Source organism: Arthrobacter sp. TRD_SC_6 (assembly GCF_055361185.1).
This window is the reverse complement of record NZ_CM143953.1, coordinates 2,617,767-2,633,528: the sequence shown is the minus strand read 5'-3', so window position 1 is coordinate 2,633,528 and position 15,762 is coordinate 2,617,767. Positions and strand designations below refer to the sequence as shown.

Sequence of the window (15,762 nt, the reverse complement as noted above, 5' to 3'; positions counted from 1 at the left end):
CTTAGTCTGCAGCTACTTTTTCAACGATTTCGACGTAGAACGCCAGGGGGCCGGCGGGCTGGCCCTGCGAGGGCTGGTCACCGTAGGCCATGTCGGATGGGATCACGAGCAGCACCTTGGCTCCGACTTTCAGGCCGGAGAGCCCTTGCGTCCAACCCGGGATCACTCCAGTGAGAGGGAACTCGGTTGGCTCGCCGCGGTCAAAGCTCGAATCGAATTGCTCTCCCTGCCAGCTCCAACCGGTGTAATTAGCGGCAATGGTGTCGGCTTCGGTCACTTCCTCGCCGGTACCCTCTTCGATGACCTTCACCACGAGGTCAGCGGGCGCCTCGTTGTCCGGGAATTCGATGGATGGGACACCTTCACCGTCCAGCGTGACAGTGGGAAGCTGGCCCGCTTCCTCAAGCTCGGCAACCTCTTCCGAGGAAAGCTTCTTCGGCGGGTTCTCCGCACTGATCACCTGCAGGACCAGAAGCGTGTTCTGGGTCTGCGGTTGGGCTGGATCGGCGGGGATGGCGAATGCAATCTGCGAGCCTACCTTTGACCCTACAAGCACCTCATACAGCGGCGGGTAAATTTCTTTAAGCTGGTCATCAACGGGCAACGCCTGCGGAGATCCGGCCTCGTAGGAATCCTGTGTCGAAGTTCCGTCTTCAGGGTTCAGCGAGACGACATGAACGTTGATGTTCTGCCCTACCTCGATGACGTCGCCGTCACCGACGACTATGGCACGGGCACCCTGCTCGGTGATCTCGAGGGGGCTGTCAAACTCAATTTCAGGCGCTGTCTCAGGTCCTGCGTCTGTGACTTCGACGGACTCAAGGGACTCGATCGCTCCCGCTGACTTGCCATCCTCGAAGTCCGCAGGTGTGCTGGCCCCACCGCAGGCAGTGAGAAACAGCATGGCGGGCAGCAGAATTGCTAGTACTTTTCGCACGGGTTTTTCTTTCGGGTGGACTGGGGAACGCGGGTTCGCGGTCCTGACCGGCCGCACTCGCGGCGCCGGACTTACCTACCCTAACGGGTTGGGCCGAAAAGTTTCTCCCCGTTTTACTGGGAATTCCCCTTGTTCCGCCCGTGCTCCCCCTCGAAAGCCCGCTAAAGATGCTCGAGCAGAGCGGTAACGCGCTCGTCCTCTGAAGCGAATGGATCCTTGCACAAGATGGTCTGCTGAGCGCGGTCATTGAGCTTCAGATGTACCCAGTCCACCGTGAAATCACGGTTCGCCTCCTTCGCTCGCCGCACGAACTCGCCGCGCAGCTTGGCGCGGGTGGTTTGAGGAGGAACGTCAATCGACGCCTTGATTTCGACGTCGTCCACAACGCGTTCGGTTTCGCCGCGCGCCTGCAGCATGAAGAACAATCCGCGGCTCCGTGAAATGTCATGGTAGGTGAGGTCCAACTGCGCAATTCTCGCGGCGTCGAGGTCCAGCCCGTTTCTCTCCATGTACCTGTCGATGAGCTTCTTCTTGATTGCCCAGTCGATTTCCCGTTCGATCAGGGAGTGGTTCCCGGTCTCGATCGCCACGAGCGCGCGTTCCCATAGTTCAAGGACCCGCTCGAGGTGGGGGGTGTGGGCTCCGTTTGATTGCACAAATGCAGTGGCCCGTGCGAGGTACTCCCGCTGAATGTCGAGGGCGGAGACCCGCCGCCCGTTCGCCAGTTTGAGGGGTTGCTGGCCAGTTAGGTCGTGAGAAATCTCGCGAATGCTCCGGATGGGGTTTTCAAGCCTGAAATCCCGCATGATCACACCGGCTTCGATCATCCGCAGGATCAGGTCCACGGAGGCGACCTTCAGCAAGGTGGTTGTTTCTGACATGTTGGAATCGCCGGCGATTACGTGGAGACGCCGGTAATACTCGGCATCCGCGTGCGGCTCATCCCTGGTGTTGATGATCGGGCGGGAACGCGTGGTCGCTGATGAGACCCCCTCCCAGATGTGGTCGGCGCGCTGGGAGAACGCATAGATGGACCCGGACTGGGTCTTCAGAACTTTGCCTGCCCCTACGAGCAGCTGCCGGGTCACCAGGAACGGAATGAGGATGTCCGAGAGACGCGTGAACTCCAGCTTTCGTGGAATCAGGTAGTTCTCGTGTGAACCGTACGAATTCCCCGCGGAATCGGTGTTGTTCTTGAACAGGTAGACGCGCCCGTCGTAACCCTCCTGGCTCAGCTTGCGCTGCGCCTCACCGATGAGATCCTCGAGGATGAGCTCACCCGCGCGGTCCTGCGCGATCAGTTGCGCGACGTCGTCGCACTCCGCCGTCGCGTACTCCGGGTGGGAACCGACGTCCAGGTACAGTCGGGCACCGTTGGTCAGGAAAACGTTCGAGGACCGCCCCCAGCTCACCACCTTGCGGAACAAGTAGCGGGCAACCTCCTCGGGTGAGAGCGGACGGGAATTGGGCCCGGAGTAAGCAATGCCGAACTCCGTTTCGATGCCGTAGATGCGCCTATCCATTACGACGCCGCATCCCCGCCCAGTATGGCGTCAACTTCCGGGCCCGGCACGCGCCGGAACGCACGGGCGGTACCGCGGGAGGTCAGTGGGTCCCGGTCGAGCAAGGCGACTTCCAGGGACTGGGATCCCGGGCGTGGCCGCGGCTCGGCGGAAGCTCCGCCGTCGTACCGCAGGGACTCGACCGCCGCGCCGATCGCCTCGGCGAACCCCAGGTCAGCACTCCACCGCCCGGACAACGCCTCAACAACGGCTTCAGCCTGGCCACCCATCACGATGAAACCCAATTCATCTGCGATCGAACCGTCGAAGGTAAGCCGGTAGATATGATCCTGTGCCGGGGTGGTACCCACCTCCGCTACAGCCAGTTCAACTTCGAACGGTTTGCTCTCGGCGGTGAACACGGCGCCCAGGCTTTGGGCGTAGACGCTTGCCAATCCCCTGGCGGTTACGTCTTCACGGTCGTAGGAGTAGCCCCGCACATCCGCGTAACGTACACCCGCTTGGCGCAGGCTTTCGAACTCGTTGTACTTTCCGACGGCGGCGAACGCAATGCGGTCGTAGATCTCTCCCAATTTATGGAGAGACGGCGAAGGGTTCTCTGCGACAAGCGCAATTCCCTCCCGGCAACTCAGCACCACTACGGAACGACCACGGGCTATGCCCTTGCGCGCGAAGTCGGCGCGGTCCTTCATCAGCTGCTCAGGGGAAACGTAGAACTGTTGAGTCATCGCTACGCCTCCCGCCCGGATACTGAGCGAGAAGCAATGATCTCGCGGGCTGCTTCGGCGATAATGCGCTCGGGTATCCGCCGGGCGCCTGCACTGTTCACGGTATAGACAACCGGCCACAATTGGCGGACGACATCGGGGCCTCCCGTTGCTGAATCGTCGTCGGCTGCGTCGTAAAGCGCCTCTACGGCGACCTTCACTGCGGATTCCTCGCCGAGGTTCGGCTTCCAGAGCTTCTTGAGCGCCCCACGTGCGAACGCAGACCCGGATCCGACCGAATGGTGTTCCTGCTCTTCGTAACGGCCGCCGGTGACGTCGTAGGAGAAGAGCCGACCTGTCCGTCGCGTAGTGTCGAAGCCTGCAAAAAGGGGGACCACTGCCAGTCCCTGCAGCGCCAGCGGAAGGTTGGCCCGGATCATCGCGGCAAGCCGGTTCGCCTTGCCGTCAAGGCTCATCCGTGTGCCTTCGATTTTCTCGTAATGCTCGAGCTCAACCTGGAACAACCGGGTAACGTCCAGCGCAATACCGGCGCTCCCTGCGATTCCCAAAACAGAGAACATATCGGCGGGAAACACCTTCTCGATATGGCGGCTCGCAATGATATTTCCCATGGTGGCCCTGCGGTCACCAGCCATCAGCACTCCACCGGCGAAGGTCAGCGACACGATGGTTGTGGCATGCGGCGCAATGTCGGTGCGGGCAGCGCTGCCCGCACCGGCATTGCCGACACTGCGCGCGGATGGCAGAGCGGCTGGGTTATTGGAGGCTAGATAGTCGGAGAAGGAGGTGGAGGCCGCCCGGCCGATGGCCGCTGCGGCATCTTCCGGCAGCATGCGCTACTGTCCGCCCTTCTGCACGAATCCCCGCACAAACTCCTCGGCGTTCGACTCAAGCACGCCGTCGATCTCGTCCAGGAGATCGTCAACGCCCTCAGTCTGGCTGCTGTCCTGCGACTGGCTGGCGCCCGACGCGGGCACGGGGTCCTGGGCTGCTTCGTCCTGCTCCTCCGGGCGTGACCCGGTGTTTCGCTGATCCTGTGTTGCCATGATGCGTGCCCTTCCCTTCGCCCTTATCTCATCTGCTTCTATGGTGCCATGCTGGGTTCCGGACCGCCCTGCAGGCGGGAAACAAATTCCTCAGCCGTCCGCGAACCTTCGAACAGCTCCTTGGTCAGTGCGGCAGTGCCGCGGAGCGGCTCGCGCGTCTGGATCCGCTGGAGCCTCCGTTGTGAAGGAAGTTCGAAAATGATCGAGTCCCAGCTGGCTCCGACGACCTCCCGGGGAAACCGCGTTATGCAGTTCCCCCGGAAGTACGCCCGGGTGTCCGTGGGTGGTGCCCCCGCCGCCCTGATGACGTCGTCTTCCGTCACGAGAAGTTCCATGTCGCCGCGCTTCGCCAGCCGGTCATAAACGCCTTTGCCGGGCCGCAGGTCGGCATATTGAAGGTCGATGAGCGCGAGGCGGGGATCTTTCCACCCGAGGCCGTCACGGTCCCTGTATGCCTGGAGTACCTTCAGCTTGGCAATCCAGTCGACCTGCCGCGCAGCATCCATAGGATTACCCCGGAGAATATCAAGCAGGGTGCCCCACCGCTTGAGAACATCGGCCGTCTGGGGGTCGGTCTGGCCAACCGAAGCCGCAGCCTTGTTGGCGGCTTCAAGGTAGATCTCCTGGAGATCGATTCCTGTGACCTGGCGGCCGTCGGTCAACCTGACGAGATGCCTCAGGGTTGGGTCGTGACTGATCGCCTGCAATTCCCGGACCGGTTCGGCCACCTCGGGCACCGGCGCATCCCCGCGTTCGATCAGGGAAAGTACCAGCGCTGTGGTTCCGAGTTTGAGGTAGTTGGATACCTCGCTGAGGTTCGCGTCTCCAATGATGACGTGGAGGCGCCGATACTTTTCCGCCACGGCATGTGGCTCGTCGCGGGTGTTGATGATTGGTCGGCGTACGGTTGTTTCGAGGCCCACCTCATTCTCGAAGAAGTCCGCACGCTGGCTGAGTTGAAAACCCTCTTGCTGGTTAAGGGCTCCGATTCCGACCCTTCCGGCACCACAGATAACCTGGCGTGAGACGAAGAACGGAAGCAGCACTGCCGCAATCTTCGAGAACGGCACGTGCCGGGGAACCAGGTAGTTCTCGTGTGAGCCGTAGGAAACACTCTTGCTGTCGGTGTTGTTCTTGTAGAGAATCACCGGCGAGAACCCCGGTGTAGCTTCGATTCGTTGCATCGCGCGCTGCACGACGACGTCGCCGGCACGGTCCCAGCGAACGGCATCCAGCGGATTGGTGACCTCTGGAGAAGAGTATTCGGGGTGCGCGTGGTCCACGTAGAGCCGCGCTCCGTTCCCGAGGACCAGGTTCATCAACACCGCCGAGTCCTCGGACGGCTCGTTCAGGCCGCGGTCAACGAGGGCAATCTGCTCGGCGGTCAATACGGGCGCTTCATCGGTGAGCTGGCTTGGATCAGCGGCGTTCCGGCCAAGTTGCCACCCCCTTGCATCGGAGAGCGGAGCTTCATCCGTGTAGTCCCAGCGCGTACCCGCGAGGTTGCCTAGCCCTTCGCGCAGCGTGGCAGCGTAGGCGTTGACCACCTGGGTCGAGAGGACAGTGGCGTTCGCGTCACTAAGACCTGGGGCGATAATTCCGTACTCAGTTTCGGTGCCCATGACACGGTGCACAGTCAGTGGCGCATCGGAAACATTGGACACATCGGACACATTCAAAGAGCGGGCCTCTGACTCAGCTCCGGTCACAGATACTGGCCCGTGTTCGCGGTGGTTTCTATGCTCTTGCCGGGCTCCTGGCCCGCCTTGCCCTGCACGATCGTGCGGATATAGGTGATCCGCTCGCCCTTCTTGCCCGAGATGCGGGCCCAATCATCCGGGTTGGTGGTGTTTGGCATGTCCTCGTGCTCGCGGAACTCATCAACCACGGCTTGCAGCAGGTGCTCGATGCGCAGGCCCTTCTGCCCGTCCAGCAGGAGGTCCTTGATGGCATTCTTCTTGGCCCGGTCAACGACGTTCTGGATGACGGCACCTGAGTTGAAATCCTTGAAATAGAGCATTTCGGTATCACCGTTGGCATAGGTGACTTCGAGGTATTCATTCGATTTCTCGGTGGAATACATTTTCTCTACCGTCCGCCGGATCATTGCCTGGATGGTCGCCGCGGCGCTGCCAGCGTGTTCGGCCAGGTCGTCCTCATGCAGGGGCAGGTTCCCGGTGATGTACTTGGCGAAAATCTCCGCTGCTCCCTCGGCGTCCGGCCGGTGGATCTTGATCTTCACATCGAGCCGGCCAGGGCGGAGAATCGCCGGGTCTATCATGTCTTCACGGTTCGAAGCACCAATCACGATCACGTTCTCAAGCTTCTCGACGCCGTCGATTTCACTGAGCAGCTGCGGCACGATAGTGGTTTCGACGTCGGAGGAAACGCCGGTCCCCCGCGTGCGGAACAGCGAATCCATCTCATCAAAGAAGACGACGACGGGCGATCCGTCGGATGCTTTCTCGCGGGCGCGCGCAAAGATCAACCGGATGTGCCGCTCAGTTTCGCCTACATATTTGTCGAGCAGTTCCGGGCCCTTGATGTTCAGGAAGTAACTGCGGGTTTCCTCGGATCCGGTTCGCTCGATGGCACGGGCCGCCAGGGAATTTGCCACCGCCTTGGCGATGAGAGTCTTTCCGCAGCCCGGCGGTCCGTACAACAGGATCCCCTTGGGGGCCTTCAGCCCATGCTCGCGATAGAGGTCAGGGTGGAGGAATGGAAGCTCAACTGCGTCGCGGATCTGTTCGATCTGGGGCCCAAGACCGCCGATGTCCTCATAAGCAATGTCAGGCACTTCCTCCAGCACCAGGTTCTCGACCTCGCTGCGCGCGATTTTCTCCAGCGCATAGCCTGTGCGGTTGTCAACCGAAAGCGCATCGCCCACCCGGATCTTCTCCCGCTGCAATGGGCCGCTCAACCTTACGACGCGCTCTTCGTCCGCTCTGCCAAGGACCAGGACCCGGTCCTTGCCCAGCAGTTCCTTGATGGTGACGAGTTCACCGGTTCGCTCGAAGGACAGCGCCGCGACGATCGTCAAGGATTCGTTCAGGAGGACTTCCTGGCCGGGCATCAGCTGATCCAGGTTCACCAGGGGACTTACCGCGACGCGCAGTTTCCTGCCGGATTGAAAGATGTCGGCGCTGTCCTGCAGCGCTGCCTGGGCTCCGCTGCCCTGGACGGCTGCTGCACGGGCGTTCACCTGAATGACCGTGGCGAAGCTGAACGGCGTGGCGCCCTCCTTCTCCAGCGCAGCTTTAAGGCGGACAATCTCGTTGCGGGCAGCTTCCAGGGCAGAGACTAGCTTTGAGTTGTTGGAGGTGGCCGCTGCAAGCTGGCGGTCGATATGCCTGAGCTTGTCCCGCAGCACGTTGATTTGTCGCTGGGTGACAGCGAGCTGCCCGTCCGAGGGTTGCCCCTGGGGTACAGAGGCAAGAGGTATCCCGGAGCCGTTATCGGTACTATCCAACGTCATCGCCACCTTCACCGTTGCCTGATACCTGCTCTTCGACCATAGCGCAGTGCAGAACTGATCTTGGCGAAAGTGATAACTTCGTCACCTTCGGCCCGGCGCCGAACGTCAGTCGTCGGTGCCGGCTTCCTCCGCAGCACGCCGGGCCTGTGCCTCCTCGGCGGGAAGTGCCCCGCGCTGAATGGTCGAGCTCGCATCCCGCGCCACCCGGCGAAGGCGTTTGTCTGAGACGGCCCGTTCACCGACGGCCTGAGGTGTCCAGGCATTCAGATCTTCCTCGCTGAACCCCGTTTTTGAAGGGCGCCGTTTTGTGCTGATTCCGGTGACGCCGTCGGCGAGGCGACGTGTCGTCAGCAGGAACCCCGTATGCGCGACCATTCGGTGGTCCGGACGCACTGCCAGTCCCTCCAGGTGCCAGCCCCTCACCATCGATTCCCAGGCATCGGGTTCAGTGAACCTGCCATCGGCGCGGATCGCTTCAGCCGTGCGTGAGAGCTGGGTCACCGTCGCAACATAACTGATCCAGACACCTCCAGGTGCCAGCACCGTAGCCACCGCGTCCAGGCACTCCCACGGAGCAAGCATGTCGAGGACCACCCGGTCCACGCTGCCGGGTTGCTCCTGCTCCAGCACCTGCTCCTGGAAGTCGCCGAGCGTGATCTTCCAGGCTGGGTGGGGTCCGCCGAAAATTGTTTCGACATTGCCCTTGGCGATGTCCGCAAATTCCTCCCGCCGTTCAAACGAGTGAAGGTAGCCGTTGTCACCGACAGCCCTGAGCAGCGAGATCGACAGCGCGCCGGAACCCACGCCTGCCTCCACCACCCGCGAACCAGGATAGATGTCGGCCATCGTCACGATCTGGCCCGCGTCCTTGGGATATACAACCGCGGCGCCGCGCGGCATCGAAAGCACGAAGTCGGAGAGCAACGGCCGAAGCGCCTGGTACTGGGCTCCCGTGGTGTTGGTGAGGATGGTGCCTTCAGATACCCCGATCAACTGGTCGTGGCTGAGGAAACCTTTGTGTGTGTGAAAGGCGCCCCCCGGAGTCAGGGTGATCGTGTTCATGCGCCCCTTCTCATCAGTGAGTTGGACGCGCTCTCCAGGCCGCAGTGGCCCGCGCCGGACAGCGGCGCCATGGGGTTGCTGGGGCGTCTCGTCGTCTTGGCTGCTGGTGTTCATGCGGGACCCTTCTGCAGGCTCTGATCTGGCAGTCATCTGCCTTGAAATTGTCTGTCGTGTTGCGTCGGTTTTGAGTAGTGGGCACGCCGCCTCGGTCAGCGGTGCCGGCATTCCGTCGTCGTTGTCGTTGTCGTTGTCGTAGTCGTTGTCGTTGTCGTCAGGCTTGCTGGCGGCCAGTGATCGCTGCGACGACTACGGACTGTTGCAGCAGCCCCGTCACCTTGCCCTGACGATCCGTCACCGCGTATTCGCTGCCGGCCAGGCGGGCGAGATACTGGACCAGCTCCTGGCCCTCCGCGAATTCCGGCACGTAGGCACCGGGAGCGAGCGCCCGAGCGACGGCGTTTGCCGACGTCGTTCCCGCCTGCCCGTCGGGCACCGCTAGCAGCGCGCCGGTATCCACCACCGCTTCGGGTATACCGCCGGCGTTCGTCAACACGACCGCAACCCCCGGCCGGTCCTCGAGCACGCGGCGCACCTGCAGCACCGGGGTGCCGGCAAGCATGCCCAACGCCGGCTGCTTCAGCCTGCCTGCGCTCACCTCGGGAAGGCGCAGCCGCATGCGGGCATTGGTGATGGCCGAGCTCGCGCCCAACCAGAGGAACCCACCCATGACGACGGCGACGAGCACCGTGGTTGCGCTGGGTTGCGAGCCATTGAGAAGGGGGAAGAACACGACGACGACGATCAGGCCGACCGCGATAACCCGGCCGGACCACCCGGCAGCGACGGTTCCCTTCTCCTGACTTCCCGTTGCGCGCCAGACGGCGGATTCAACGATTCGCCCGCCATCCAGCGGGAGACCTGGCAGCACGTTGAAAACAGCGACGAGGAAGTTGGCCCAGACAAGGATGTTTGCAAGGAGGTTGGCGACGCCGGTTGGCTCGAAGACGATGACCGCGATCCAGCCGAGGAGTGCGAGCACGAAGTTGGCTGCGGGACCTGCCAGCGCCACGACCAGCGATCGTCCCGGACTCGCCGCGAAATTCTCGAACTGGGTGTGCCCGCCCCAGAGGTTGAGCACTATGCGCGTGGTGGGCCAACCGAAGACCCGCGCGGACAGGGCATGGGCGAGTTCGTGCACCAACACAGATGCCGCCAGTAGAACGGCATAGGCGAGAGCAACGCCGTAGGCGCCGAAGCCAATGCTGGGGTAAAGATCTGCGACCTGTGGCCCGAAAACAGCAACGACGAAGATAGCAATGATGAACCAGGACCAGGCCAACACCAGGGGGATGCCGAAGATTCTGCCCAGCGGGATACCTTCGGACCGTGCGGTTCCGTGCTGCGCCGTGCGGCTCATGAAATGCTGCCGGCGTGCTGAGCGGGCTGGACGAGGGATTCGAGATCGGTCACCGTTCGTCCGGCCAGGGTGGGCCACTCATGGTCCACGGCATCGGCCGGCAGCTCAATGAAGTGGGGAACACCAAGTGTGACTATTCCAGCTGCCCGCGCCGAAGCGACACCCGGGATGGAATCCTCAATGGCCACAACCTGGTCCTTACTCAATGTCCGCTGCGAGGCCAGGGCGTCGAAGGCCAGTTGGTAAGCCTCCGGATCCGGCTTTCCATTAGTGACCATTTCCCCGGTTACCAGCTGTTCAAAAGTACCCTCAGGCAGCTGCCGTGCGACTTCCCGGGCAAGGAGCTGTTCGGACATGGTGACCATGGCGCAGGGTATTCCGCGTTCACGGAGGGCAACGAGCAGTTCGCGTGCTCCCGGGCGCCACGGCACCGCTTCCCGCACCCGTTCGGTGACCTGCTGGATGAGATGATCGATGATTTCACGGACGCTGAGGTTCACACCGGCGGTTTGCAACACGCTGGCCGAGAAATCAAGTGCCTGCCCTACGAGCGCCGTTGCCTGCTCATCGGACCAGGAACCGCCGTGGGCATTGACGAGCTCATGTTCAGCTGCGATCCAGTAAGGCTCAGTATCGACGATCGTCCCGTCCATGTCCCATAGAACCGCCTGCAGACTGTCCTTGGGGGCGGCCGGTTCCGAATCACCTATGGCTTGGGATGCAGGCACGGCTGTAGAGGCAGGAGGGGTGACCATGGGGTAAGTCTACGTGGACCGTACCCGCCCGAAGGGGTCCGCTCTCGGCGAAGCGTAGTGACCCCGCCTGACACGAGGGCAGCAGAGGTTTAGGGTGAAACGGTGAGTACGTTTGATGACAACCAGCCACAGAGCCTGAGTTCGCTGTTTGCCAGTCGCCGTGACAGCAGTGATAACGGTGACAGTAGTGGCGACGGTGGGGCACACAGGGTGACCGTCATGCTCGCAGCCTTTGAAGGGTGGAATGACGCCGGCGAGGCCGCTAGTGATGCGCTGAAGCTCCTGGGTAAGCACTGGGAAGCTGAGAAGATCTCCACCATCGATGCTGATGAGTTCTACGACTTCCAGTTCACCCGCCCTGTGATCAAGCGAAACAGCGCTGGGAATCGTCGCATCAAATGGCCCACCACGCGGATCAGCCGGGCCTCCGTCATCGAAAGCAATCTTGACATCATCCTGGTCCACGGCGTCGAGCCCTCCTACAAGTGGCGCGCCTACACCGCAGAGCTGATCGGTATGGCGAAGGAGCTGGAGGTTGACTGCCTCGTTCTGGTGGGAGCCTTGCTGGCCGACGTTCCCCACACCCGGCCGATTCCCGTTACAGTCTCCTCGGACGACGACGACGTCCGGACCACCCTCAACGTTGAAGCATCTAGCTACGAAGGCCCGATCGGCATTGTCGGCGTGCTGGCAGAAGTCGGCCAGCTGGCGGATATCCCAACGATGTCCATGTGGGCCGCCGTCCCGCACTATGTAGGTCAGTCGCCCTCACCAAAGGCGCAGCTTGCGTTGCTCAGCCGGCTGGAGGAACTGCTGCATGTCAGCCTCGACACCCAGGCCCTCGCCGAGGAATCCGAGGCGTGGGAGCGCGGAGTGGATGAACTGTCCACCGAGGATCCCGAGGTAGCCGCCTATGTTCGCCAGCTTGAGGAGGCGAAGGACACCGCAGAACTCCCCGAGGCCAGCGGCGAATCCATCGCCCGGGAATTCGAGCGCTATCTCAAAAAGCGCCGCAAGGACTAATCCTTCAAACGCACGCCCAGCAGCGCGTCGAGTGCCTCCGAAGCCAACCGCGCGCCGTCGTCCGTCCCTGGGGTGTGGGCCGATTCCACGCACCAGGCATCCACCGCCCGCAGTGCAGCCGGTGCATCGAGGTCATGGGAGAGCGCATCCCTGATTTTTTCGATCAGCGCGCTCACCGACTCCACGGTCGCTGACGCCAGCGCTCCGCGCCAGTCGTCCAGGCGTGTCCCCGCAGCGCGCAGGCAATCAGCAGTCCACGACCAGTCTGAGCGGTAGTGGTTGGCGAGAATGGCCAGCCGGATTGCGGCAGGGTCGGTTCCAGCTTCCCGCAGTGCCGACACCAGCACCAGGTTCCCCTTGGACTTGCTCATTTTTTCGCCCTCGAGGCCAACCATTCCGGCGTGGACGTAAGCGTGGGCGAGCGGTTGGCCCGAAATAGCCTCGGCGTGGCCTGAACTCATCTCATGGTGGGGAAACTTCAGGTCCGATCCCCCGCCCTGAACCGTGAACGGAGTTTTCAGGAACCGAAGCGCGATGACCGAACACTCGATGTGCCAGCCTGGCCGCCCAGCACCGAGGCTTGCACCTTCCCAGCTGGGTTCGCCCTCGCGGGCTGTGCGCCAGAGCAGCGGGTCCAGTGGATTGTGCTTGCCTGGCCTCGCGGGGTCGCCTCCTCGCTCAGCGAACACCGGCCCCAGCTCGTCCCCCGTCAGGTGAGAGATAAAACCTGGCCGCCAGTTGAGCCCTGAGTCGCGGGAGATGCTTACTGCGCGGTCGACCGAAAAGTACACGTCGCCGTCGGGCTCGGTGCGCTCTCCTGGCACCCGGTAGGCAATGCCATCCTCAAGGAGCGTCTCAACCAACGGCACAATCCATTCAATGGACTCCACCGCACCCACGTAATGGGTTGGAGACAGGACGTTAAGCGCCTCCATGTCGGTACGGAAGAGGTCCGTCTGGGAATGGGCGAGGTCAGCCCAGTCCACTCCAGTGGCTTTCGCGCGAACAAGCAGCGGATCATCCACGTCCGTCACGTTCTGTACGTACTCGACGGTTGCGCCGGCGTCGCGCCACAGCCTGTTCAACAGGTCGAAGGCGACGTATGTGGCGGCATGCCCCATATGGGTTGCGTCGTACGGGGTGATCCCACAGACGTAGAGACCCTGCTCCGCGGCGGCAGGGAGCTCCAACTCCTTCTCTTGGGCACTGTCCCAGAGTCGGACAGGCTTAGGGGCGCCGGGGAGCTGCGGAACATTTCGGGAAGTCCAGGAAATCACGCTTCTACCTTACGGGTTGTGCCAGGCTCCGCCTGGACCATCAAGGAGCCATCCGGGTTGAATCCGTGAGGATCCTGTTCAGGCGCTGATGACGTTGAAGCCGAGGAGCAGGAAGAGGACGAGACCCAGACCAATGCGGTACCACACGAAGATGCCGTAGCTGCGCGTGGATACGAACTTGAGGAACCAACCGATGATTACGTAGCCGACGACGAAAGCGATGACCGTCGCCAGCAGCGTTTCCATTGCCCCGTATGGTCCCGGAGTGCTGGCGCTCTTGTACAGCTGGTACAGACCGCTGCCAAAGACAGCAGGAATTGCAAGCAGGAACGAGTATCGGGCGGCGGCTTCGCGGGTGTAACCCATGAGCAGGCCGGCCGTGATGGTTCCGCCGGAGCGTGAGACGCCCGGAATAAGCGCGAGTGCCTGGGCAAACCCATAGAAGATGCCATGCTTGTAGGTCAGGTGGTCGAGGGTGAGCTTTTGGCGTCCGTAGGTGTCCGCTATGGCAAGGAACACACCGAATACGACGAGCATGGTCGCGACCAGCCACATACTCCGGAACGTGCTCTCGATCTGGTCCTGGAAGAGAAGGCCAAGCACCACGATGGGCACGGTACCGATGATCACGAGCCAGCCCATCCGGACATCTGGATTATTCCGGGGCACCGCACCTGTCAGGGAGCCAAACCACGCCCGGATGATCCGCACAATGTCCCGCCAGAAGAACACGATGACCGCGGTTTCAGTACCCAGCTGGGTTATTGCCGTAAATGCTGCCCCCGGATCCTCAGCCCCCGGCATCAACTCCCCAACAATGCGCAGGTGCGCACTCGATGAGATTGGCAGAAACTCGGTAAGGCCCTGAACAAGGCCAAGCACGGCCGCTTCGATCCAATTCACAGATAAGACCCTACGTCACCGAATCGAACGCAAGCCGACACCGGCGAGTCCCTCGCCGGTCCTCGGCGCGGTCCCGGTTTCCGACACCGCGCGAGTCTCGCTGGGGCTCGGCGCGGGTCCCTCGGCCATTAGGCTTAGCTCATGGAGTGGCGAAACGTGGGCAACAGCGGCCAACAGGTGTCGGCCTTGGGACTGGGAACCATGACCTGGGGGTCCGACGTCGATGAGGAAGCTGCCCGTGAGCTACTCAGGGTCTTCCTGGAGTCCGGCGGAACATTGCTCAGCACGGCCGCCCGATACTCCGACGGCCAGTCTGAAGCCGTTCTTGGATCTTTGCTCGGGGATGTGGTGGCACGGTCGGAGGTGGTGCTTTCTGTTGTCGGGGGCACGCCGCGCCGGTGGGCCGACGGCGGTTTGGATGCGTCCCGAAAAGGGCTGCTGGATTCGCTCGACGCATCCCTTTCCCGCCTTGGGACGGACAGCGTGGACTTTTGGCTCGCTCCGGCAGCAGGCGCCAAGGCCCCGGTGGATGAAACACTTTCAGCGCTCGAGGCCGCCTACCGATCCGGCCGCGCGCGCTACGTCGGCGTGGCCAACCACGCAGGCTGGGAACTGGCCAGGATCTGCGCCACGGCTGGTTTCCCGATAGCGGTCCACGAGGCCGAATACTCTTTGTTGAACCGCAGAGTAGAAGCGGAGGTGCTGCCGGCGTCGTCGGCCTTCGGTACCGGAACGTTCGCCTGGGCACCCCTCGGCCGCGGAGCGCTAACCGGGAAATACCGGACGCAGCTTCCGTCCGATTCCCGCGCAGCCTCCGACACCTGGGCCCCATACGTTGAGGAATATCTTTCCGGAAGGGCGGCGCGCATCACGGAAGCAGTGTGTACGGCCGCACGCGGACTCGAACTTGCACCGCACGAAGTAGCACTCAGATGGCTGCTGCACAGACCCACAGTTGCGGGCGTCGTGCTGGGGGCAAGGACAAGTCACCAGCTCAAAGAGGTTCTCGGACTTTCAATGGCGCCGCTGCCGGTCCAGATCTCCGACGTCCTCGACGAGGTATCAGCGTCAGCGTGAGTTACGGGGTGTCACCGGGCACGTCTTCATCGTCGTCCTCGTCCTCGCCGTCATCCTCATAAATCACCAGCGGAGTGACCTCCCCATGGGCCTCGTAGAGGGCTTCCTCGTAGGCCTCGAACGAGTCCGCTATTGACAGGTAAGCGGCTTCCACCGCTGGGTCATCGTCTCCTCTGCGCGCTGCTGCAGCGGCAAGATGCTCTTCAAGGGCGGAAACCAGCGATTGCATTGCGACACGCGGATCGATGCTCATGGTCTAGACGTTATCGGTAAAGTGAAGCAAATTGGAGGGATATGCGCGAACAATTTCTGAACCCCACCGTTACCCGTAAACGGGACTACGGCCGCCAATATGAGTACCTCGTACTCACGGTCAATGCTGGCGACCCGCTCTCCGCGGCCCGCCAACTCCTGACCGAACACGCCGAGTACGGCAAGTGGGAGCTCGAGCGCAGCTGCATCTACATTGGTGGGCAACGGCGGTTCTGGCTGCGCCGGAAGGTGCTTCGGGTGCAGCGCACCGCCTGACGATTCCCCAA

Annotated in this window: 16 protein-coding genes; 3 read left to right on the top strand and 13 right to left on the bottom strand. The window is 62.2% G+C overall.

Annotated elements, in window-relative coordinates; all coding sequences use genetic code 11:
• Position 1: 1 nt before the first annotated feature.
• The 10 genes from ACWA1U_RS12475 to ACWA1U_RS12430 form a co-directional block, all read right to left on the bottom strand.
• Positions 2 to 937 (bottom strand): FKBP-type peptidyl-prolyl cis-trans isomerase, encoded by a 936-nt coding sequence (locus ACWA1U_RS12475; protein ID WP_463722498.1) that lies wholly within the window; start codon positions 935 to 937, stop codon positions 2 to 4.
• A gap of 161 nt (positions 938 to 1,098) precedes the next feature.
• Positions 1,099 to 2,460: a Pup--protein ligase gene (pafA, locus tag ACWA1U_RS12470; RefSeq protein WP_463722497.1), complete on the bottom strand. Its 1,362-nt coding sequence runs from the start codon at positions 2,458 to 2,460 to the stop codon at positions 1,099 to 1,101.
• Positions 2,460 to 3,188, bottom strand: coding sequence for a proteasome subunit alpha (prcA, locus tag ACWA1U_RS12465; RefSeq protein WP_463722496.1), 729 nt, complete (start codon positions 3,186 to 3,188; stop codon positions 2,460 to 2,462). The genes pafA and prcA overlap by 1 nt, the downstream gene beginning before the upstream one ends.
• 2 nt (positions 3,189 to 3,190) lie before the next feature.
• Complete coding sequence (prcB, locus tag ACWA1U_RS12460) at positions 3,191 to 4,018, bottom strand: proteasome subunit beta (protein WP_463725037.1); 828 nt, start codon at positions 4,016 to 4,018, stop codon at positions 3,191 to 3,193.
• 6 nt (positions 4,019 to 4,024) lie between these two features.
• A complete protein-coding gene (locus tag ACWA1U_RS12455; protein WP_463722495.1) occupies positions 4,025 to 4,234 on the bottom strand; it encodes a ubiquitin-like protein Pup in 210 nt (69 codons plus the stop codon).
• 38 nt (positions 4,235 to 4,272) lie between these two features.
• Complete coding sequence (gene dop, locus ACWA1U_RS12450; RefSeq protein ID WP_463722494.1) at positions 4,273 to 5,856, bottom strand: depupylase/deamidase Dop; 1,584 nt, start codon at positions 5,854 to 5,856, stop codon at positions 4,273 to 4,275.
• An 83-nt stretch (positions 5,857 to 5,939) separates the two neighbouring features.
• The gene (gene arc / locus ACWA1U_RS12445; RefSeq protein ID WP_463722493.1) at positions 5,940 to 7,709 is read right to left on the bottom strand and encodes a proteasome ATPase; all 1,770 of its coding nucleotides are present in this window, start codon (positions 7,707 to 7,709) and stop codon (positions 5,940 to 5,942) included.
• Positions 7,710 to 7,814: 105 nt separating this feature from the next.
• Complete coding sequence (locus tag ACWA1U_RS12440) at positions 7,815 to 8,885, bottom strand: tRNA (adenine-N1)-methyltransferase (protein ID WP_463722492.1); 1,071 nt, start codon at positions 8,883 to 8,885, stop codon at positions 7,815 to 7,817.
• A gap of 157 nt (positions 8,886 to 9,042) precedes the next feature.
• The gene (locus tag ACWA1U_RS12435) at positions 9,043 to 10,188 is read right to left on the bottom strand and encodes a site-2 protease family protein (RefSeq protein ID WP_463722491.1); all 1,146 of its coding nucleotides are present in this window, start codon (positions 10,186 to 10,188) and stop codon (positions 9,043 to 9,045) included.
• A complete protein-coding gene (locus ACWA1U_RS12430) occupies positions 10,185 to 10,943 on the bottom strand; it encodes an HAD family hydrolase (protein WP_463722490.1) in 759 nt (252 codons plus the stop codon). Before ACWA1U_RS12430 ends, ACWA1U_RS12435 begins: the two co-directional genes overlap by 4 nt.
• A 144-nt stretch (positions 10,944 to 11,087) precedes the next feature.
• On the opposite strand from ACWA1U_RS12430, the gene ACWA1U_RS12425 reads away from it, so the two are divergent.
• Positions 11,088 to 11,966, top strand: a complete 879-nt coding sequence (locus ACWA1U_RS12425; RefSeq protein ID WP_463725036.1) for a proteasome assembly chaperone family protein — start codon at positions 11,088 to 11,090, stop codon at positions 11,964 to 11,966.
• On the opposite strand, the gene mshC is transcribed toward ACWA1U_RS12425, so the two are convergent.
• Positions 11,963 to 13,243 (bottom strand): cysteine--1-D-myo-inosityl 2-amino-2-deoxy-alpha-D-glucopyranoside ligase, encoded by a 1,281-nt coding sequence (gene mshC / locus ACWA1U_RS12420; protein WP_463722489.1) that lies wholly within the window; start codon positions 13,241 to 13,243, stop codon positions 11,963 to 11,965. The genes ACWA1U_RS12425 and mshC overlap by 4 nt on opposite strands.
• A 78-nt stretch (positions 13,244 to 13,321) precedes the next feature.
• Positions 13,322 to 14,146, bottom strand: coding sequence for an undecaprenyl-diphosphate phosphatase (locus tag ACWA1U_RS12415; RefSeq protein WP_463722488.1), 825 nt, complete (start codon positions 14,144 to 14,146; stop codon positions 13,322 to 13,324).
• Between the two features lie 141 nt (positions 14,147 to 14,287).
• Here ACWA1U_RS12415 and ACWA1U_RS12410 point away from each other — a divergent pair, with 141 nt between their 5' ends.
• A complete protein-coding gene (locus ACWA1U_RS12410) occupies positions 14,288 to 15,223 on the top strand; it encodes an aldo/keto reductase (protein WP_463722487.1) in 936 nt (311 codons plus the stop codon).
• Between the two features lies 1 nt (position 15,224).
• On the opposite strand, the gene ACWA1U_RS12405 is transcribed toward ACWA1U_RS12410, so the two are convergent.
• Positions 15,225 to 15,476, bottom strand: a complete 252-nt coding sequence (locus tag ACWA1U_RS12405) for a hypothetical protein (RefSeq protein WP_463722486.1) — start codon at positions 15,474 to 15,476, stop codon at positions 15,225 to 15,227.
• Between the two features lie 41 nt (positions 15,477 to 15,517).
• Here ACWA1U_RS12405 and ACWA1U_RS12400 point away from each other — a divergent pair, with 41 nt between their 5' ends.
• The gene (locus ACWA1U_RS12400; RefSeq protein WP_463722485.1) at positions 15,518 to 15,751 is read left to right on the top strand and encodes a DUF5703 family protein; all 234 of its coding nucleotides are present in this window, start codon (positions 15,518 to 15,520) and stop codon (positions 15,749 to 15,751) included.
• Positions 15,752 to 15,762: the final 11 nt, after the last annotated feature.